21 protein-coding genes are annotated in these 18262 nt (G+C 74.4%); 5 read left to right on the forward strand and 16 right to left on the reverse strand.

The annotated features are described in order from the left end of the window. Nucleotide 1 precedes the first annotated feature (1 nt). The 4 genes from ACI8AP_RS15425 to ACI8AP_RS15440 all read right to left on the reverse strand — a co-directional run bounded on the left by ACI8AP_RS15425 (nt 2) and on the right by ACI8AP_RS15440 (nt 3601). Nucleotides 2-775, reverse strand: a complete 774-nt coding sequence (locus ACI8AP_RS15425) for an ABC transporter ATP-binding protein (RefSeq protein WP_456590240.1) — start codon at nt 773-775, stop codon at nt 2-4. A 289-nt stretch (nt 776-1064) separates the two neighbouring features. Next, a complete protein-coding gene (locus tag ACI8AP_RS15430; protein ID WP_456590241.1) occupies nt 1065-1760 on the reverse strand; it encodes a response regulator in 696 nt (231 codons plus the stop codon). Beyond that, the gene (locus tag ACI8AP_RS15435) at nt 1757-2962 is read right to left on the reverse strand and encodes a sensor histidine kinase (RefSeq protein ID WP_456590242.1); all 1206 of its coding nucleotides are present in this window, start codon (nt 2960-2962) and stop codon (nt 1757-1759) included. The genes ACI8AP_RS15430 and ACI8AP_RS15435 overlap by 4 nt, the downstream gene beginning before the upstream one ends. A gap of 75 nt (nt 2963-3037) precedes the next feature. Then, nucleotides 3038-3601 (reverse strand): hypothetical protein, encoded by a 564-nt coding sequence (locus tag ACI8AP_RS15440; RefSeq protein ID WP_456590243.1) that lies wholly within the window; start codon nt 3599-3601, stop codon nt 3038-3040. Nucleotides 3602-3695: 94 nt separating this feature from the next. On the opposite strand from ACI8AP_RS15440, the gene ACI8AP_RS15445 reads away from it, so the two are divergent. Continuing rightward, complete coding sequence (locus tag ACI8AP_RS15445; protein ID WP_456590244.1) at nt 3696-3860, forward strand: hypothetical protein; 165 nt, start codon at nt 3696-3698, stop codon at nt 3858-3860. Nucleotides 3861-3866: 6 nt separating this feature from the next. Here the strand turns inward: ACI8AP_RS15445 and ACI8AP_RS15450 are convergent, their stop codons facing one another. Both ACI8AP_RS15450 and ACI8AP_RS15455 read right to left on the reverse strand, forming a co-directional pair. Beyond that, entirely contained in the window at nt 3867-5180 is a 1314-nt protein-coding gene (locus tag ACI8AP_RS15450; protein WP_456590245.1) for a Rieske 2Fe-2S domain-containing protein, read from the reverse strand. A gap of 113 nt (nt 5181-5293) precedes the next feature. After that, nucleotides 5294-5707: a hypothetical protein gene (locus tag ACI8AP_RS15455; protein WP_456590246.1), complete on the reverse strand. Its 414-nt coding sequence runs from the start codon at nt 5705-5707 to the stop codon at nt 5294-5296. Between the two features lie 183 nt (nt 5708-5890). Between ACI8AP_RS15455 and ACI8AP_RS15460 the strand changes: the two genes are divergently transcribed. Beyond that, nucleotides 5891-6169 carry a DUF4212 domain-containing protein gene (locus ACI8AP_RS15460; protein ID WP_456590247.1) on the forward strand — a complete coding sequence of 93 codons (279 nt, stop codon included), beginning with the start codon at nt 5891-5893 and terminating at the stop codon, nt 6167-6169. Next, a complete protein-coding gene (locus tag ACI8AP_RS15465; RefSeq protein WP_456590248.1) occupies nt 6166-7902 on the forward strand; it encodes a sodium:solute symporter family protein in 1737 nt (578 codons plus the stop codon). Before ACI8AP_RS15460 ends, ACI8AP_RS15465 begins: the two co-directional genes overlap by 4 nt. Nucleotides 7903-8011: 109 nt before the next feature. Here ACI8AP_RS15465 and ACI8AP_RS15470 read toward each other — a convergent pair whose 3' ends face one another. From ACI8AP_RS15470 to ACI8AP_RS15480, 3 genes are all read right to left on the reverse strand, one after another. After that, nucleotides 8012-8281 carry a hypothetical protein gene (locus ACI8AP_RS15470; protein ID WP_456590249.1) on the reverse strand — a complete coding sequence of 90 codons (270 nt, stop codon included), beginning with the start codon at nt 8279-8281 and terminating at the stop codon, nt 8012-8014. A 103-nt stretch (nt 8282-8384) separates the two neighbouring features. Continuing rightward, entirely contained in the window at nt 8385-9245 is an 861-nt protein-coding gene (locus ACI8AP_RS15475; protein ID WP_456590250.1) for a manganese catalase family protein, read from the reverse strand. A gap of 130 nt (nt 9246-9375) precedes the next feature. Beyond that, complete coding sequence (locus ACI8AP_RS15480; protein ID WP_456590251.1) at nt 9376-10113, reverse strand: sensor histidine kinase; 738 nt, start codon at nt 10111-10113, stop codon at nt 9376-9378. A gap of 62 nt (nt 10114-10175) precedes the next feature. Here ACI8AP_RS15480 and ACI8AP_RS15485 point away from each other — a divergent pair, with 62 nt between their 5' ends. Then, the gene (locus ACI8AP_RS15485; protein WP_456590252.1) at nt 10176-10892 is read left to right on the forward strand and encodes a response regulator; all 717 of its coding nucleotides are present in this window, start codon (nt 10176-10178) and stop codon (nt 10890-10892) included. Nucleotides 10893-10985: 93 nt separating this feature from the next. Here ACI8AP_RS15485 and ACI8AP_RS15490 read toward each other — a convergent pair whose 3' ends face one another. Both ACI8AP_RS15490 and ACI8AP_RS15495 read right to left on the reverse strand, forming a co-directional pair. Next, nucleotides 10986-12527, reverse strand: coding sequence for a PH domain-containing protein (locus ACI8AP_RS15490; protein ID WP_456590253.1), 1542 nt, complete (start codon nt 12525-12527; stop codon nt 10986-10988). Between the two features lie 5 nt (nt 12528-12532). Further along, complete coding sequence (locus ACI8AP_RS15495) at nt 12533-13072, reverse strand: PH domain-containing protein (RefSeq protein WP_456590254.1); 540 nt, start codon at nt 13070-13072, stop codon at nt 12533-12535. A gap of 90 nt (nt 13073-13162) precedes the next feature. Here ACI8AP_RS15495 and ACI8AP_RS15500 point away from each other — a divergent pair, with 90 nt between their 5' ends. Continuing rightward, nucleotides 13163-13471, forward strand: coding sequence for a rhodanese-like domain-containing protein (locus ACI8AP_RS15500; protein WP_456590255.1), 309 nt, complete (start codon nt 13163-13165; stop codon nt 13469-13471). 117 nt (nt 13472-13588) lie between these two features. Here the strand turns inward: ACI8AP_RS15500 and ACI8AP_RS15505 are convergent, their stop codons facing one another. The 5 genes from ACI8AP_RS15505 to ACI8AP_RS15525 all read right to left on the reverse strand — a co-directional run bounded on the left by ACI8AP_RS15505 (nt 13589) and on the right by ACI8AP_RS15525 (nt 18232). Then, on the reverse strand, nt 13589-14374 hold the full coding sequence (locus tag ACI8AP_RS15505) for a hypothetical protein (protein ID WP_456590256.1): 786 nt from the start codon (nt 14372-14374) through the stop codon (nt 13589-13591). Next, nucleotides 14371-14877: a SigE family RNA polymerase sigma factor gene (locus ACI8AP_RS15510; RefSeq protein ID WP_456590257.1), complete on the reverse strand. Its 507-nt coding sequence runs from the start codon at nt 14875-14877 to the stop codon at nt 14371-14373. Before ACI8AP_RS15510 ends, ACI8AP_RS15505 begins: the two co-directional genes overlap by 4 nt. Nucleotides 14878-15026: 149 nt before the next feature. Further along, on the reverse strand, nt 15027-16643 hold the full coding sequence (locus ACI8AP_RS15515; protein WP_456590258.1) for a long-chain fatty acid--CoA ligase: 1617 nt from the start codon (nt 16641-16643) through the stop codon (nt 15027-15029). A gap of 63 nt (nt 16644-16706) precedes the next feature. Then, nucleotides 16707-17711, reverse strand: coding sequence for a hypothetical protein (locus ACI8AP_RS15520; protein WP_456590259.1), 1005 nt, complete (start codon nt 17709-17711; stop codon nt 16707-16709). Continuing rightward, nucleotides 17708-18232 carry a SigE family RNA polymerase sigma factor gene (locus ACI8AP_RS15525; RefSeq protein ID WP_456590260.1) on the reverse strand — a complete coding sequence of 175 codons (525 nt, stop codon included), beginning with the start codon at nt 18230-18232 and terminating at the stop codon, nt 17708-17710. Before ACI8AP_RS15525 ends, ACI8AP_RS15520 begins: the two co-directional genes overlap by 4 nt. Nucleotides 18233-18262: the final 30 nt, after the last annotated feature.

Here is an 18262-nt window from a genome sequence, read left to right on the forward strand (position 1 = left end):
GTCAGGCACCCAGTCCGCGCAGGGCGTCGAGCACCGACTCGGCGGTGGGGTGCAGCAGCTCGCCGGCCAGCCGCCCGTCGGCCAGCAGGACCACGCGGTCGGCGTAGGCGGCCGCGGACGGGTCGTGGGTGACCATGACGACGGTCTGCCCGGTCTCCTTGACGCTGGAGCGGAGCAGCCCGAGCACCTCCGCGCCGCTGCGGGAGTCGAGGTTGCCCGTCGGCTCGTCGGCGAAGACGACGTCCGGGCGGGGGAGCAGGGCGCGGGCGATCGCCACCCGCTGCTGCTGGCCGCCGGAGAGCTCGTGCGGCCGGTGCCCGAGCCGTTCCCGCAGGCCGAGCCGGGCGACGACGTCGTCGAACCACACCGGGTCGGGGCGCTGGCCGGCCAGCTGCATCGGCAGCACGATGTTCTCGCGGGCGGGCAGCACCGGGAGCAGGTTGAACGCCTGGAAGACGAATCCGATCCGCGAGCGGCGCAGTGCGGTCAGTTCGTCGTCGTGCAGGCTGGTCAGCTCGGTGTCGCCGAGCCAGACCTGCCCCTCGGTGGCGGCGTCCAGCCCTGCCAGGCAGTGCATCAGCGTGGACTTGCCCGAGCCGGACGGGCCCATGATCGCGGTCAACTCCCCGCGGGCGAAGGCGACGTCGACGCCGGCGAGCGCGTGGACCGCGGTCTCCCCGTCGCCGTAGGTCTTGCGCAGGCCGGTGGCGCGGACGGCCGCGGCAGCGAGGGACGCCGGCGGCTCGCCGGGGACGGTCATGACGGGGACTGGCACTTCGGGCCTCCGGGAACGGTGATCATCGACGGTGATCACGCTGCCGCCCGGGGGCCTCTCCCCGCGTCGGAGCAGGGGCCGGTCTACCGCGACCCCGCGGTGGTCCCCCGGGTGGACCGGCCGTCATACCGCGGGTGGACGCGGCCGCTGCCGGGCCTCCCGTCCCTGGCAGGTGGTTCCCCTCGGCACGCTCTGCCTCTGAGTGCAGGGGCACTCAGAGGCAGAGCACCTGGAGTGTTGCCCGGCCGGCTGGTGCCAGCCGGCCAGGTGCGAGCCGGTCGACGCTGGCTCAGGCGTTGCGGAGCAGGTCCGCGGGGGCGACCAGCCCGGAGCGGTAGGCCAGGACGACGGCCTGCACCCGGTCGCGCGACCCCGTCTTGGCCAGCACCCGGCCGACGTGCGTCTTCACCGTCGCCTCGCTGACGAAGAAGTGCGCGGCGATCTCGCTGTTGGTCGCGCCGTAGGCCATCTGCTCCAGCACCTCGCGTTCGCGAGGGGTGAGCTCGGCCAGCGCGGCGTCGTCGCCACCGGTGGGCGCCGCGGTCCCGCCGCCGCGCAGCATCGGGGCGACGTGCTGCAGCAGCCGGCGGGTGGAGCTCGCCGCGATCACCGAGTCACCGGCGTGCACGGTGCGGATGGCGTCGAGCATCTCCTCGGGAGCGGCGTCCTTGAGCAGGAAGCCGCTGGCCCCGGCCCCGATCGCGGCCACCACGTACTCGTCGAGGTCGAACGTCGTGAGGACGACGACCCGCGGCGGCTCGGGCAGCGCGGTGACCTGCCGGGTGCCCTCGATCCCGTCGGTGCCCGGCATGCGGATGTCCATGAGGACGACGTCGGCGCGGGTGCGGGTCAGCAGCTCGACCGCCGCCGCGCCGTCCCCGGCCTCCCCGACCACGGTGAGGTCGGGCTGGGACTCGATGACCATGCGGAACCCGGCCCGCACCATCTGCTGGTCGTCCACGAGGACCACCCGGATCGCGCTCATCGGGACGCACGGTAGGGCAGCGCCGCGTGCACGCCGAACCCGCCACCGTGCCGGGGCCCGGCATCCAGGCGCCCGCCGTGCAGTTGGGCGCGCTCGCGCATGCCGCGCAGCCCCTGCCCCTGGCCGTCGGAGGTGCCCACCGCGGCCGAGGCCCCCCGGCCGTCGTCGAGCACCGAGAGCTCCAGCGCGTCGGGCCGCCACTGCAGCCGCACCCAGGCGCGACCGGCGGGGCCGGCGTGCTTGAGCACGTTGGTGAGCGACTCCTGCACGATCCGGTAGGCGGCCAGCTGCGGTCCGGCGGGCATCGGCTGCGGCGTCCCTTCCACGATGAGGTCGACGTCCAGGCCGCTGGCCCGCACGTCCTCGACCAGGGCCGGGATCGCGGCGACGTCGGGCTGCGGGGCGTACTCTTCCCCGCCGCCGTCCCGGAGCACCCCGAGCAGCGCCCGCATGTCGGTGAGCGCTTGCCGGCCGGTGGTGGCGATCGCCTCCAGCGCGTCGGTGGCCGCCTGCGGATCGGTCTTCCCGGCGTAGCGGCCGCCGTCGGCCTGCGCGATGACGACCGACAGGGAGTGGGCGACGACGTCGTGCATCTCCCGCGCGATGCGGGCGCGCTCGGCGGTGGCGGCCAGCCGCATCTCCTGGTCGCGCTCCAGCTCGAGCAGCTGCGCCCGCTCCTCGAGCGCGGCCAGCCGCTGGACGCGCGCCCGCCGCAGGTCACCCAGCGCCCAGGCCGCCACGACGGAGACGACGATCGCCCCGGCGGTGAGCAGCGTGGCGTCGAGGTCGACCAGCGAGTAGCCGACCGAGAAGTACCGGGCCGAGGCGAGGACCGCACCGACCAGTCCGATGACCAGGCCGGCCCGCCCGGCCCAGCGCGGGGCGTAGGCGGCCAGGGAGTAGACCATCACCAGCGCCGCGACGTTGGCCGCCAGGAAGTCGTCGGTGACGACGAGCTCCAGGAGTCCGGCCGCGATGACGACCGCGGCCGCGGGCACCGGGGCGACCCGGCGCCACGCCAGCGGGGCGACCAGGAGCACCCCGAGCACGAATGCACCCGTCTCGGCGGGCCAGTAGCTCCCGGCGAGGGCGGGCAGCGCCACGGTGACGACGCCGACGCAGGCCGCGAGCACGGCGTCGACGGCGAACGTCCGGGTCCGCAGCCAGGCGGCCGGACGCTCGACGACGGCCGACCGCTCCATGACCGGGAGCCTAGGGAGCCCGAGCGCCCGCTTCATCGCCCCCCGGGATGATCTGCGCGTCGTCCGGCAGGCGGATCAGCTCTCCCCGGTCGGGTCCTCGTCGGACTCGGGGACGTCGTCGCTCGACGCAGCCACCACCGCCTCGATGGTGACCTCCTCGCCGTCACCGAAGCTGAAGGTGACCGGGATGGACTGGGAGGAGCGCAGGTCCTGCTCGAGCTCGACGAGCATCACCGAGGGCGCATCGGGTGCGCCGACGTAGAGGTTGTCGTTGCCGGGCACCTCCAGCGTGGCGTTCCCCTCCTCGCCGCTGATCCGCGCCTCGGCGAAGTCCTCGCCGGTGATCTGCTCCAGGGTCACCGGGTCGGCGGACGTGTTCGTGACGGTGAAGGTCAGCGGGGCGTCCTCGCCGGCGCTGTAGACGCCGTCGTCGGGGTAGGGCAGCTGGACATCGGCGAGGGTGATGTCCTCGGTGACGGACTCGTCCGGCCCGGCGTTGCCGCCGTCGACCTCCGTGCCGAACTCCTCCATCGGGTTGGCCGACTCCTCCTCGTCGGCGACCCCGCCGCAGGCGGCCAGGGGCAGGGTGGCCCCGAGGAGCAGGGCGGCGAACGGGTGCGTGCGCGTGCGGCGGGTCATGCTGGTCCTTCCGGGACGGTGGTCGACCGTCCGGGGCTACCCCGGCCGCCCGCCGGCACCGCACCGGTGTGTGGACCGCAACAGAGTTGTCGCATTGGGGAAGCGTGTGGACGACGACGAGGGCCGGCGCGCGGCCGGCGACGACGGCGGCGACCCGGCCTGCTGGCTGCGCCGGGTGTGCCCGGCCTGCGGCGGTCTGGCGGACGAGGACCCGCCGACCGCCTGCCCCCGGTGCGGGGAGTGGCTGCCCGCGGAGTGAGCGGCGTCAGGCGGCCGCGGAGGCGCGCCCGGCCGACCGGAGGTCGCAGAGCGCGTCGCGCAGGGCGAGCCCGAGGCGGTCGGCGGGGAGGTGCAGCTCGTCGCGGCGGTCCAGCGGCAGGCCGGGGAGCTCGGTGCCGGCCAGCAGCGCCAGGTCGGTGTCGAGCGACCGTTGCTCGGCCGCGACGTGCTCGGCGAGCAGTGCGCGGGAGGGCAGGGGCTGCCCCGACCCGGCGGAGTGCAGCAGCCGGGTGAACACCCGCGTGGAGTCGGCGTCCTCCGGCTGTAGCAGGGTGACGACCGTCGTCGTCGCGCCGGAGTCGAGCTGGTCGCGGCGCACCCGGAGGGCGAACGGTGCCCGGTACGCGTAGGTGACCCGGCGCCGCTGCCGCAGCGGCCGCCCGCCCAGGGCGACCTCGGGGTCCAGCGGGTCGTCGCACCACTGCTCCTGCACGGAGCAGAAGCCACCGGGCTCCCTGACCACCTCGTACGGCGGCACCTCCGGGTGGTCGGCGGCCGCGGACGTGGCCCCGTGCACGAACGGCAGCCGGGCGACGTCGAGCAGCAGGTCGGCGACGACGGCCGCGGGGGCCGCGGTGCGCCGGGGTGCCAGCCAGCGGCTCAGGAAGCGCCGGTCGGCGTGCTCCGGCACGTCCAACGGGACGTCGTCCGGCGTGCACGGGGCGAGCTCGACCACCCCCCGCCGCTCGCGGACCCCGGCGGCGGGCGGATCGGCGCGCAGCCCGTCGCCGTCCCGCCGCAGCGTCCACGTGCGGCCGAGCAGCCGGACCTGCAGCCAGCCACCGGGCCGCGGCTCCCCGGACAGGGCCACCGGGTGCCAGGCCGCGGCGAGTGACGGGTCGAGGTTGCCGAACAGCGGCCCCTGCGGAGCCGGGGCGGGGGGTACCGGCTCGGGCGTGGGCGGCCCGGCAGGGCGAGGCGGCAGTGGGAGCGCGGTGCGGTCGGGGGCCAGCCAGATCCAGCCGTGCCGCTCCTCCACCGCCCAGGGCACCGGCAGGTCCGCGCGCGGCGGCGGGACGCCGGCCGGTCCGAGGGAGGGGACGGCCACGCACCGGCCGTCGGCGTCGAACCGCCAGCCGTGGCGCGGGCACTCCAGCCGGCCGTCGGAGACCGTGGCCGCCGCGAGCGGCACGGCCCGGTGCGGGCAGCGGGCCGGGAACGCGCTCACCTCGCCCCCGGGCTGGAGCCTGACCACCACGTACGCCCGCCCGCCGGCGCCCACGGGCACCGGCGTGGTCCCCACGTCGGCGGCGCGGGCCACCGCGAACCATCCCGACGGCAGAGCGCTGATCGCGACCATGAGCCATTGCACCGTCGCCGGATGTTCGCGGCGTTACGGGCGGCGCAACGTTGTGGGTCGGCCGGCCCGGGGCGGCCGGGCGGTCCGGCCCGGGACCGCGGCCGGGTGACCGGTCAGCTCGTCGGGGGAGCGGCCCGTCCGGCCCGGAAGAGGGAGACGGCGGCGGTCCCGGCGAGCACCCCGCCGCCGAGCGTCATGACCAGGCCCGGGCCGGGCGCCCACCCCGCGAAGCCCACCAGGCCTGCCAGGCGCAGCACCTGCCACAGCGGGAGGGCGATGGCCACCACGGCCAGGACCGCCGCGTGCACGGCGGCGAGGGTGGGGGACCGGAGGATCGCCCCGGCGATGCCGAGCGCCGCCGCGTACATCGTCCACAGGCCGGCGCCCCGCACTCCCGCGACGTTGCCCGCGGCGGTGGCGATCCAGGGGAGGAAGGCCCCGAAGAGGACCAGCAGGGCGGCGCCGAGCAGGCGCCTGCTCCCGGGGCTCCGGCGTCCGCCGCGGCGCCCCGACTGCTGTGCACTCATCGCCATGAGGGCAGAACTGTAGGTGGTGCGGCGTCGTCCCGGTAGCCCGTCATCCGCCGGTGCCGCCCCCCACGTCCGTCCAGGTCACAGCTTCGTCGCACTGTTTGACCCCACTCGGCTGGTCTGGTTCCCTTTCCGCGCACATGTGATGTAGCACACACGAGCGGATCTCTGGAGGAGCGGGTGGACGCTGCGCAGCGCAAGGAGTACTGGCGGAGGAATCTCCGCCTGATGAGCGTGCTGCTCGTCATCTGGGCACTGGTGTCGTTCGGCGCGGGGATCGTCTTCGTCGAGCCGCTGAACGGCATCGAGATCCTCGGGTTCCCGCTCGGCTTCTGGTTCGCCCAGCAGGGGTCCATCGTCACCTTCGTCGTGCTCATCGCCGTCTACGTCTGGCGGATGGACAAGCTCGACGCCGAGTTCGGCATCGACGAGTACGAGGAAGAGGTCCACCACTCATGAGCGACATCCAGGTGTGGACGCTCGTCTTCGTCATCCTCACGTTCGGCGTCTACATCTACATCGCCTACGCCAGCCGGGTGTCCACCACGTCCGGCTTCTACGTCGCCGGCGGCGGCATCCCGGCTCCGGCCAACGGCGCCGCGATCGCGGCGGACTGGATGAGCGCGGCGTCGTTCATCTCGATGGCCGGCATCATCGCGTTCGCCGGGAACGGCTACGCCGGTTCGGTGTACCTGATGGGGTGGACCGGCGGCTACGTGCTGCTCGCCCTCCTGCTCGCGCCCTACCTCCGCAAGTTCGGCAAGTACACGATCCCCGACTTCGTCGGCGACCGGTACTCCGAGACCGCCCGCCTCGTGGCGGTCGTCGCGGCGATCGTCGTCTCGTTCGTCTACGTCGCCGGGCAGATGGCCGGCGTCGGCCTCGTGTTCCAGCGGTTCCTCGGGGTCGGCACCACGGCCGGCGTCGTCATCGGCATGGTGATCGTCTTCTTCTACGCCGTGCTCGGCGGCATGAAGGGGATCACCTGGACGCAGGTCGCCCAGTACAGCGTCCTGATCGTCGCCTACCTCATCCCGGTGGTGGCGATCTCGGCGCAGTTCACCGGCAACCCGTTCCCGCAGATCGGCTTCGGCCAGATCCTGTCCGAGCTCGACGGCCTCCAGCAGGACCTCGGTTTCGCCGCGTACACCGAGGCGTTCACGCAGACGACCATGCTCAACATGGTGCTGATCACCGCGGCACTGATGTTCGGCACCGCGGGTCTGCCGCACGTGATCGTCCGGTTCTACACGGCCAAGAGCGTGCGCGCGGCCCGGTACTCGGCGCTGTGGGCACTGTTCTTCATCGCCCTGCTCTACACCTCGGCCCCGGCGGTGGGCGCGTTCAGCAAGCTCAACTTCATCGAGCAGATCGCCGGCACCGACGTCGACGACACGCCGGGGTGGTTCAACACCTGGGCCGACGTCGGCCTGATCACCGTCGACGACGTCAACGGCAACGGCGTCATCGACTACGGGCCCGAGACCGGCGAGCTGGTGATCAACAACGACATCATCGTGCTCGCGTCGCCGGAGATCGCCGGGCTGCCGGCGCCCGTGGTCGGGCTGGTCGCCGCCGGCGCCCTGGCGGCGGCCCTCTCCACCGCGTCCGGGCTGCTGCTGGTCATCTCGTCCTCGGTGGCCAACGACGTCTACTACAAGCGGATCAACCCGGGCGCCACGGAGGGCCGCCAGCTGCTCGTGGGCCGGATCGCGATGGCGCTGGCCATCCTCGTGGCCGGCTACCTGGGCATCAACCCGCCCGGCTTCGTGGCCCAGGTGGTGGCGCTCGCCTTCGGCCTGGCGTGTGCGAGCTTCTTCCCGATCCTGGTGCTCGGCATCTTCTGGAAGAAGACGACGGCGATGGGCGCCACGGCAGGGCTCGCGGCGGGTCTCGGCACGACCGTCGCCTACATGCTGTGGACGATCGACATCTACGGCAACAGCGAGGGGCTCTTCGGCATCCCGGAGACCGGCTTCGGCACGATCGGCATGATCATCAACTTCGTGGTCACGATCGTCGTCTCGCAGTTCACCCCGAAGCCGTCGCCGGTGATGCAGGAGCTGGTGGAGGAGATCCGCTACCCCGGGAAGAGCCGGCTGGTCGCGGCGCACGCCGAGGGGCACCTCGACGAGGTGATCCACGAGGCCGGGTCGCAGGAGCCGCCGCCGCACGAGCCGCGCTCCCGCTGATCGCTCCACCTCGACGCAGGGACGCCGGCGGTCGCCTGCCGGCCGCCCATGGTCGTACCGGAGGCGCGCGCTTCCCCGGACGGGGAGGCGCGCGCCTCGCGCTCCCGGGTCAGGCAGCGGTGGCCGGGGCGGGCTCAGCGGTGAGGACGGCGTCCACGGTGCCGGTGCTCTCCGCGACGGCGAGCGCCACGGGCGCGGCCGCCCGCTCGGGGCGGCGGGCGCGGACGACCCAGCGGGCGACCAGGCCGGTCAGGACGACCAGGCCGGCGACGGCGTGCTGGCCGGGTGCGCTGACCGCGACGGCGATCGCGGCGAGGTACACCAGCGAGAGCAGCACGGCGGGCAGGGGCAGGCGGGGCAGGTGCAGGTGGGGGTGCACGACGAGACCTCCGGGAGGGGCTGGGCCCGCCGGGCCGGCGGCCGCACCCGTCGCGGGTGGGCCGCCGGCACGGCGACGGCGCAGGTGCAGGTGGGGCCAGGGCCTACTTGAGCATGTCCTTGGCCCGCTGCAGCATCGACTGACCCTCCATCTGCGGGGTCGGGAACAGCCGCGGGTCGCCCGGAGGCAGGATCGGCGCGTCGGCGGTCGCCTCGATCGGGGCGGCGGACATCTCGCCGCGACCGTCCACGGCCGGGCCGGAGGCCCAGCGGCCGGCGGCGGCGTCCGGGCCGTCGGAGGCGTCGATGAAGGTGTAGCCGAAGTTGCCCGGCTCCTCCTCGAGCGGGAACGCCTCCGGCACCGGGATGCCCTCGAGGCCGTCCTCCTTGAGCTCCTCGATCGCGGCGAGCCACTGCATCTGGTGCATGTGGTCGCGGGCGATGAGGAAGCGCAGCATGTCCTTGACCCCGGGGTCGTCGGTCATGTTGAAGAGCCGGGCGACCTGCAGCCGGCCCTGCATCTCCGCGGTGGCGTTGTAGTGGAAGTCGGCCATGAGGTTGCCGCTGGCGGTCACGTAGCCGCCGCTCCAGGGCAGGCCCATGGAGTCGCGGTAGTAGGCGCCGCCGCCGTTGACGATGGCGTGCTGCGGGTTGACGTCGCCGTACCCGGCGGCCGCCTCCTTGGTGCGGTCGGCGGAGTCCGGCTTGAGCGGCTGGTGGTCCAGCAGCCGGTCGATCATCGTCACGATCATCTCGACGTGGGCCAGCTCCTCGGTGCCGATGGCCAGGAGCATGTCCTTGTACTTGCCGGGCAGCCGGCAGTTCCAGCCCTGCAGCAGGTACTGGGTGGCGACCGTCATCTCGCCCCACTGGCCGCCGAGGATCTCCTGCATCCGGCGGGCGAACGCGGCGTCGGGGCCGTCGGGCTTGGCCTCGTACTGCAGGGCGTGGGTGTGCGTGAACACGGGCTCTCCTTGCGTCGTCGCTCCACCGCGTTCGCGGTGACGACGAGGTTCTGCCCGCCCCGGGTGGCCCACCGGTGCCGTCCCGTGGCCCCCCGGTGCCAATTGCTCGGTCGTCCGGAGGGCGACGTGCTCAGCGGTCCGGGAGCCGCACCGTGAGGGTGAAGTCCTCGCCGTCCCGGAACCACAGCACCCGGCCCCCCAGCTCCCCGGCCTGGCGCTGCACCGACCACAGCCCGAGCCCGGTGAGGTCCACCGGCGGCCGGGTCTGCCGCAGGTGCTGGACGATGCGGTCGACGGGGACCCCGGGCTGGGTGAGGGAGAGGTCGACCCAGCCCGCGCGGGCGGTCACGCGGAGCCGCACCGGGGCGCCGTCGCCGTGGCGGTGGGCGTTCTCCAGCAGGTTGATGAGGATGCGCTGCACCCGCGCGTCCCCGACGGCGATCTCCCCCGCACCGTCGTCGAACTGCACCGTGAGCTGCGACCGGGGCAGCCCCGAGGCGGCGACTGAGGCCTGGAGGACATCACGGAGACGGCGGGTGCCGGGTGACCGCCGGACCGCGCCGCCGGTGGCGTCGGCCGTGCGGAGCATCGACGACAGGTGCGCGGTCTGGGCCCGTGCGAGCGCGAGCAGCTCACCGGCCTGCTCGGGGGCCCGGTCCAGCGAGCCCAGCACCGCCTCGAGCGAGGCCAGCGGGCTGCGCATGTCGTGGCAGAGCGCACGGACGACGGCGTCCTCTGGGCTGGGGATCTCCGGATCGGATCCGGGCCTCCGGCGCGGGTGCGGAAGGTGCGCGCGCAGCACGCGGACGAGATCGTTGAGCAGTCCGCGGCTACGCGTCGACGTCTGCGTGTCGGCAGCCAGGGTCACGGGCACCTCCTCAGGGGAGCCGGGCAGTGGCACCGTGGGGCGCACCGACCGTCAGGAGTGATGTGGGGCAGACCGACGACGCGGCCGCTGCTGACCGCAGGCCGCCGGTGGACGTGGTCGTCGTGGACGACCACCCGCTGTTCACGCGTGGGCTGGGCCTGCTGCTGCCGGGGCTCAGCGAGGGCCGGGTCCGGGTGGTGGCGACGACGGACGACGCCTCGGCCGCCGCGGCGCTGGTGCAGCGCCACCACGCCGACGTGGCGATCGTCGACCTGCACATGCCGCCCCCCGGCGGCACCAGGGCGATCGCCGCCATCCGCCGGGCGGACCCGATGGTGCGGGTGGTCGCGCTCTCCGGCCTGGCGGAGGCGGACGCCGCCATCGAGGCGCTGCGGGCCGGCGCGGCGGGCTTCCTGCCGAAGACGGCGGACCCCGAGGCGTTGGTGCGGCCGCTGCTCGCCGTCCTCGACGGGTGGTCGGTCGTGCCGGAGGCGCTGCTGCGCCAGCTGCTGGAGGACGCCGCGCCCGCCGGGCAGCAGAGCATCGTCGACCAGCTCACCGCCGACGAGCGGCGCCTCTGGCGGCTGATCGCCGACGGCACCAGCACGGTGGACATCGCGACGACGCTGCACGTCTCGGAGCGGACGGCGAAGCGGCTGGTGGCCCACCTGCTGCGCCGGCTCGGCGTGGCGACGCGGGTGGAGGCGGCGGCGCTGGCCGGCCGCGTCGGGCTGGGCGCCGGGGAGCCGGTGCGGCACACCGGTGGCCTCGTCGGCTGAACTCCCCAGGACGTCATCGCCGGGCCAGCTACCCGGGGGCATGATCGACAACCGCCGGTCTCGGAAGGTTCACCTTCCCTTACCTCGGGCAGCTCACCTGCCGAGCGTGCCGGCCCAGGGCTCGGAGGCGGCCAGCGTGAACGCGGGGACCTCGTCGGCGGCCATGTCCTGCGCGGCGTAGCCGCCGCTGCCCGCGCCCACGCACGCGGTGACGGTGGCCAGTCCCGCACGCCGCTGGAAGAAGGACTGCCGCACCTGCCAGCCGACGACTGCCCGGCGTTCGAGCACCACCTGCTCGCGCACCAGCCAGCCGCTGCGGACGGAGAAGGTCCGGGGCCCGGTCACATGCCCGAGGGAGCGGTAGCGGGCGATCCCGACCGGGACGCCGAGCACGGTGAGGACGATGCCGACGGCGAGCAGCCACCACCAGCCCTGCTCGGCCAGGAGGACACCGCCGCCCGCGGTGACTAGCAGCCCGAACACGACGGCCCGCATCACCCGCCGGCGCCGGGCCGCGGGCGGGTGCGGGGTGAGCTCGCCGGGGACGTCGGTGACCCGCCGGGCCAGCGCCCACGCCTCCGCACGCGGACCGAGGGGGAGCAGCTGGCCGCGGCCGCTGGCGTCGCCGAGGCCGGTGACCAGCGCGTTGACGCGGGCGATGCGGGCCAGTCGCATGCCGAGCCCGTCGGTGACGGTGACGCCGCGGATGCGGTCGACCTCCAGCTCGGTGTGCCGGCGGGTGAGCAGCCCGCGCGAGGCGACCAGCGAGCCGCCGCGGCGGGCCAGCCGGAACCGCCAGTTGACGACGGCGGCGCCGATGACGGACCCGAGCAGCAGCACGAGCACGGCGATGCCGATCCCGGCACCGATCAGCTGGACGTCGGAGAGGTTCGGTTCCTCGAACTCGGGGGTGAGCTGCTCGGGCAGCTCCTCGGCCAGCCGGAACAGGGCGCCGACGGCGGCGAGCGGTACGGCGAGGTAGGTGCCGACCAGGGGGGCGTAGAGCAGCCAGCGGTGGTCGAGGCGGGCGTACTCCTCCTCGACGGGCTCGGGTGCCGGTGCGCCGTCCGGGGGAGCCGCGGGTGCGGCGGCGGCGCGGTGGGTGAGCACGGCGACGCGCAGCCGGTCCCCCTCGGCGCGCGGGACGCCGTCGACGAGCAGCTCCTCGTCGCCGTCGGAGACCGCCCCGGCGGCGGCGTCGATGCGGACGCGCACCAGGCCGAAGAGGCGGTGCAGCGGGGGTGCCTCCACCTCGACGCCGCGGATGCGGTCGTTGGGGACGGTGCGCACCGAGCGCGCCAGCAGCCCGCGGGTGATGACGACCGCGGACGGCCCGTCGGCGTAGCTGAACCGCCACCAGTTGAGGGCGGCGGTGAGGAGCGAGAGGACGGTGACGCCGATGACGAGGGCGACGACGGTGCGCGTCCCGCCGCCGAACCCGGTGGCCGCGACGATCGGGATGACGGCCGGGACGAACTGCCGGGCCTGGCGGAACGTCGCGGTGTGGACGGCGATGACGCGCGGGGAGAGCCGCCGTCCGGGCTCGGTGGGCGGCGCGGGCGGCGGGCCGAGGGGCGGGGGCCAGGGCGGGAGCGGGCCGGCCGGCCGGCGCGGGGGTGGGGGCGCGGGCTGCACGGCGCTCAGGTGGCCTGGTCGCGGACCAGCTCGGCCCGGCGGGCGAGGTCGTCGGCGACGCGCTGGGCGACGTGCTGCTCCAGGTGCCAGATGCGCACGGTGCCCTGGCTGGAGGCGGTGAGCACCGCGACGGTGGCCAGGCCGAACATCTGCTGCAGCACGCCGCGGGTGACGTCGACGGTCTGGATGCGGGAGATCGGCACCAACGTCCAGGTCTGGGTGAGCCAGCCGGTGCGCGTGTAGGCCGCCTCGTTGGTGATCTCCCACCGGTACACGCGGTGCTTGAACCACGGCCGGATGCTCAGGGCGATGACCGCGTAGACGCCGCCGGCCAGGGGGAGCAGCGTGCGGATCAGGGGGACCGGGTCGCCGGCGTCGGCGGGGACGAAGAGCAGGAACGCGCCGATGCCCAGCCACATGAAGGCCGCGCTGATCAGGCTCTCCACCACCCACAGCCCGATCGCCGAGCGCGGCAGCTCCCAGGCGGGCTCGCGCACGGGCGTCGGGCGGGCGGCGCCTGGGGCGGCCCGGTGGCTGGGGGACATCGGGCCCATCCTCCCAGTGCGGCGGGCGCCGGTCGCGCAACCGGTGTTCGTGCCACGATGGAGAGCGTGATGCCGCAGCAGGTTCCGACCGTGCCCGCCTCCGAGATGCCCGCGGACGCCGTGGTCCTCGACGTCCGGGAGGACGACGAGTGGGTGCACGGGCACATCGAGGGCGCCACCCACATCCCCATGGGCGACGTCCCTGCCCGGCTCGACGAGCTGCCCGAGGCCGACCCGCTCTACGTCACCTGCCGCGGCGGTGGCCGCTCGGCACGGGTGGCCGCGTGGCTCAACGCCAACGGCTACGACGCGGTCAACGTCGGCGGCGGCATGGGCGAGTGGCAGGCCGCCGGCAAGCCCATGGTGAGCGAGACCGGCGAGGAGCCCTTCGTCCGCTGAGGTCCAGCGCCGGTCGTCTGCGAGGGTTGAGCCGCTCGGGCGGACGTCGAGCCGTGCCGTGGCGCGGCTTCAGGTCAGGTGGCGCGGGTCAACGCGGGAACGGTGACTGCTCTGCGCTCAGGGGGAACGCCAGGACGCGGCGGTCTCCTCGTCGTAGTAGCGGGTGAAACCGCACAGCCAGGCGATCGGCTCCAGCGGCTCGCCCTCCCAGCGGTCGGCGCCGCTGACCAGCAGGCGCGACCCGACCCCGTAGACCGGGCCCGGCGTGCTGCTGCCCGCTGCCGGGTCGTACGGCGCCGGGAGGTCCACGGTCACAGTCTCGCCCGATCCGCCGGAGAACCACTCCTGCACGGCGAAGGTGACCCCGACCAGGTCCTCCGGCGGCCCGGGTGAACCGGCCTGCGTCGTGACGGCTGGCCCGATGCCCACCACCACGCCGGTGAAGGCGAAGTCCAGCCTGCCGACGGCGGCGGAGCTGTACTCGAGCGCGCAGGAGCTCGCCTCCGTGCCGGCGAGCGGCCCGGTGCGCCTGGCCGTCGGGTCCTCGGCGAGCTGCGACAGCTCGCTGCCGGCCGCCGTCCCGGGCTCGTCCCCGCCGTCGGCCGGAGGCATGCCGGTGCCCGGGTCGGCGTCGGCGGCCTCCGGAGCGTCCTGCCGCGGTTCCTCGGCGACCAGCACCGACGCCGAGCCCGCGGCGTCGTCCTGCCCGCTCGGCAGGTCGACGACGGTGACCACCCCGCCGGCCACCACCGCCACCCCCGCGGCGACCGCGAGCGAGACACCCGCTGCTCGGCGCCGCCGAGCTCGGCGGCCGGCCCGCAGCAGCTGCGCCGTCGGCGGCGGGCCGACGGGCACCCGCTCCGCCACCTCGCCCAGCAACGCCGAGGTCTCCCGATCGGTCACGATGCCCTCCCTCCCCGCAGCTCGGCGACGTCCAGATCGGTCTGCAGCTGGGCCAGCGCACGGGAGAGCCGGCTCTTCACCGTCCCCGGCGCGATGCGCAGCGCGTCGGCGATCTGCTGCTCGCCCAGGTGGGCGTAGAAGCGCAGCACGACGACCTCCCGGTGCGCCGGGCTCAACCGGGAGAGCGCGCGTCGGACGGCGTCGGCGTCGTCCACCTGCGCGGTGCCGTCGTCGGTGGCGACGTCGGGCACCTCCGCGGTCGGCCGCTCGCCCCACCATCGGCGGCGGCGGCTGTCGTGGTGGCAGTTGACCAGCACCCGGTAGACGTAGGCGTCCCGGTTGTCGGCGGTGCCGACCCGGTCCCAGGCGACGTAGCAGCGCACCAGGGCCGTCTGCACCAGGTCCTCGGCCTCCGTGCGGGCGCAGCCGAGCAGCACGGCGGAGCGGACGAGCACCGGCCAGCGCTCGTCCACGTACCGCGTGAACGCCTCGTCCCGCTCCACTCACCCTCCGCCGGATCGCCCTCTGGAGAGGATGACGGGCCGGGGGGTGGGCGCGGTTCCGCCGCGCCCGCCGAATTCGATCATCGGCAGGTGGTCGCCCGACACGCCGGTGCCGGCAACCACCTGCCGATGATCAACCCGCGAAGGGGTCAGCTCTTCACCTGGTACTCCGCGAACCGGCTGCGCAGGTCCTTCTTGGAGAACTTGCCGACGCTGGTCTTGGGCACCTCGTCGATGAACTCCACCGCCTCGGGCATCCACCACTTGGCCACCAGCGGCTTGAGGTGGTCGAGGATCTCCTGCTCCGACGCCTCCTCGCCCTCCTTGAGGACGACGCAGGCCAGCGGGCGCTCGTCCCACTTCGGGTGCGGGATGCCGACGACGGCGGCCTCCTTCACCTTGGGGTGGCTCATGATCGCGTTCTCCAGGTCGACCGAGCTGATCCACTCGCCGCCGGACTTGATCAGGTCCTTGGTGCGGTCGGCGATCCGGATGGAGCCGTACTCGTCCATGGCGGCGACGTCGCCGGTCTTCATCCAGCCGTCGGCGGTGGTGAGCTCCACACCGGCGTCGGGGTTGTAGTAGTCCTGCGCGCACCACGGCCCGCGCACCTGGAGCTCACCGGTGGCCTTGTCGTCCCACGGCTGCGGCTCGAGGGTGTCGGAGTCGACGATGCGCGCCTCGACGCCGAGGAACGGGATGCCGGCGCGCGCCCGCTGGGCCGCCTTGGTCTCGTCGTCGGCGTCCTCGTAGCGCTTGGGCAGCACGCCCGACGAGGCCACCGGGTGGGTCTCGGTCATGCCCCACGCCTGCAGGATCGGGATGCCGACCTGCTCGCGGTAGGCCTCGGAGAGCGCCTTCGGCACAGCGGAGCCACCGCAGCCGATGTCGCGCAGCTTGTGCGGCTGCCCGGCCAGGTGCGGGAGCACGCCCTGCCAGATGGTCGGGACGCCGGCGGTGAAGGTGACGCCCTCGTCGACGATCAGCTTCGCCAGCGCCTCGGGCTGCATGAGCGCGCCCGGCATGACCAGCGATGCGCCGGCGGCCGGGGCGGCCTGGGCGATGCCCCAGGCGTTGGCGTGGAACATCGGCACGACCGGCATCGCGACGTCGCGGATGCCCAGGCCGAAGGCGTTGGGCGCCATCACGCCCATGGTGTGCAGGAACGTCGAGCGGTGCGAGTAGACGACGCCCTTCGGGTTGCCGGTGGTGCCGGACGTGTAGCACATCGAGGCCGCGCGCCACTCGTCCGTGACGCCGAACTCGACCGGCTGCGCGTCGGCCAGGAGCGTCTCGTAGTCGAGGATGCGGGGGTCGTCGGGGATCTCGTTGCCGCCGCCGTCGTCCATGACCACGACCTGCCTGACCGTCTTCATGGTGTCGATCAGCGGCCACAGCAGCGGCAGGACCGTGCGGTCGACGAAGATGACCTCGTCCTCGGCGTGGTTGGCGATGTAGGTGAGCTGCTCGGGGAAGAGCCGCACGTTGAGGGTGTGCAGCACGCGCCCGGTGCACGGCGCGGCGAAGTACAGCTCCAGGTGCCGCTGGCTGTTCCAGCCGAACGTGCCGACCCGCCCGTCGGCGCTGACGCCCAGGGTGTCGAGGACGCCGCCCAGCTTGCGGGTGCGCTGCGCCCACTCCGCGTACGTCGCCCGGGTCACGCCCCCGGGGTTGTTGGTGACGATCGTCCCGTCGCCGTAGTGCTGCTCGACGTGCCGGAAGATCGAGTCGATCGTGAGGGGGTAGTCCTGCATCAAGCCGCGCATGTCCGGATCCTGCCAGTGACCGCGCTCACCTTCCAGCGGTAGGGGTGCGGGCCGCCGGGTCGGTCAGCCGTAGATGTCCCGGAGCTGCTCGGTCAGCACGGTCAACGCCTCCGCCGACGAGCGGCCGGTCGACGACTGGGCCGTCGCGGACAGCACCCACACGCCAGCCCCCCGGGCGTCGGGAACGGCGAGTGACCACCGGGCGTCGTAACGCTCGTCCATCCCGGGGCAGAGGATGAGCGCCCCGCCGCCAGGGACGTCGGCCGACGGGCAGGGCGTCGCACCCGGGTACTCCGCCTGGCCGCCGCCCATGACGTAGGTGCTCCGCAGCTGCTCGACCGTCGTCCCGTCGCCCAGGAAACCCACGTCGACGAGGTACGCGTAGTCGTAGGGCCCGTCGTAGGACAGCGGCACCGGCACCCAGGTGCAGCCGGACGGGCCGGCCGGCAGGGTGCCGGTCCAGTAGCTGAACTCGTCGTCGAGGGCCTCGCCGAGCCGCGCGGACAGCCGCGGGCAGGTCGCCATGTCCTCCTCGGTGGAGACCCCCGGGTAGGGCTTGCCGGCGGGCAGCCACCGGTCCCACTCAGCAGGGGACCTGAGCACGACCGGCCCGCCCAGCGCGGCGGCGGTGGCCTCGAGCTCGGGCGCGGCAGCGGCCGCAGCCGCCTGGGCAGCGGCCGCAGCCACACCGGCCTGCGCCTCCTCCGCTGACGCCCGTTCCGCCTCGGCTTCCGCCGCTGACGCCCGTTCCGCCTCGGCTTCCGCCGCTGCCGCCCGGTCGGCCTCCGCCGAGGCCGACCGCTCCGCTTCCGAGGTCCGATCGGGGACGACCGTCGCCGGGGCGGGCGCGGCCGGGCCGGCCGGTGCCGACGACAGCGAGCCGACCGTGGCCGGGACGCCGACTGCGATCACGACCATCGCGGCGACCGTCGACAGGACGCCGGCCCGGGTGCGGCGGCGCTGCCGGTGCCGGGCGACGACGTCGTCGGGCGACACGCGCCCGCCGGCCGCGATGCTGTCGGCGAGCGCGGTCAGCCGCGCGGGCAGGAACTGCTCGACGTCGTTCACGACGACCTCCCGGTCAGCTGCTCGTAGGGGTCCCCGGGTGCGAGCAGCGCCCGGAGCGCGGCGAGCCCGCGGGTGACGTGGTTGTTGACCGTGCTGGTCGAGCACCGCATCAACCGGGCGGTCTCGGCCTCGCTGAGGTCGTCGAAGTACCGGAGGACGACGGCGGTGCGCGCGCGGGGCGAGAGCTGCAGGAGCGCGGCCCGCAGCTCGTCGGCCGCGGCGTGCGCCGCCTGCAGGTCGGTGCCGTCCCCCCGGTCGGGGACCGATTCGATGACCTGCTCGGTGTTGGTGAGCAGCCGCAGCCAGCTCAAGTGGCTGTTGACCAGCATCCGGCGCACGTAGGCCAGCGGGTTGTCGGCCCGCTGCACCTTCGGCCAGGAGGCGAAGGCGCGGGCGAGCGCCGTCTGCACCAGGTCCTCGCCCCGGGCGCGGTCCCCGGTCAGCAGGCAGGCCGTGCGCAGCAGCCCGGGCCCGTGGTCGCGGACGAAGTCCGTGAACCCGTCGTCCCTCGGTCGTCCCACGCGCCCACCCTCCGCCGATGCCTCCACCCG

Source organism: Blastococcus sp. SYSU DS1021 (assembly GCF_054050995.1).

Excerpts from the sequence above, each read along its gene's own strand:
- ACI8AP_RS15450 (WP_456590245.1), bottom strand. The coding sequence starts at position 5,180 with ATGGTCGCGATCAGCGCTCTGCCGTCGGGATGGTTCGCGGTGGCCCGC.
- ACI8AP_RS15515 (WP_456590258.1), bottom strand. The coding sequence starts at position 16,643 with ATGCGCGGCTTGATGCAGGACTACCCCCTCACGATCGACTCGATCTTC.
- ACI8AP_RS15440 (WP_456590243.1), bottom strand. The coding sequence starts at position 3,601 with ATGACCCGCCGCACGCGCACGCACCCGTTCGCCGCCCTGCTCCTCGGG.
- ACI8AP_RS15455 (WP_456590246.1), bottom strand. The coding sequence starts at position 5,707 with ATGAGTGCACAGCAGTCGGGGCGCCGCGGCGGACGCCGGAGCCCCGGG.
- ACI8AP_RS15430 (WP_456590241.1), bottom strand. The coding sequence starts at position 1,760 with ATGAGCGCGATCCGGGTGGTCCTCGTGGACGACCAGCAGATGGTGCGG.
- ACI8AP_RS15495 (WP_456590254.1), bottom strand. The coding sequence starts at position 13,072 with ATGTCCCCCAGCCACCGGGCCGCCCCAGGCGCCGCCCGCCCGACGCCC.
- ACI8AP_RS15465 (WP_456590248.1), top strand. The coding sequence starts at position 6,166 with ATGAGCGACATCCAGGTGTGGACGCTCGTCTTCGTCATCCTCACGTTC.
- ACI8AP_RS15435 (WP_456590242.1), bottom strand. The coding sequence starts at position 2,962 with ATGGAGCGGTCGGCCGTCGTCGAGCGTCCGGCCGCCTGGCTGCGGACC.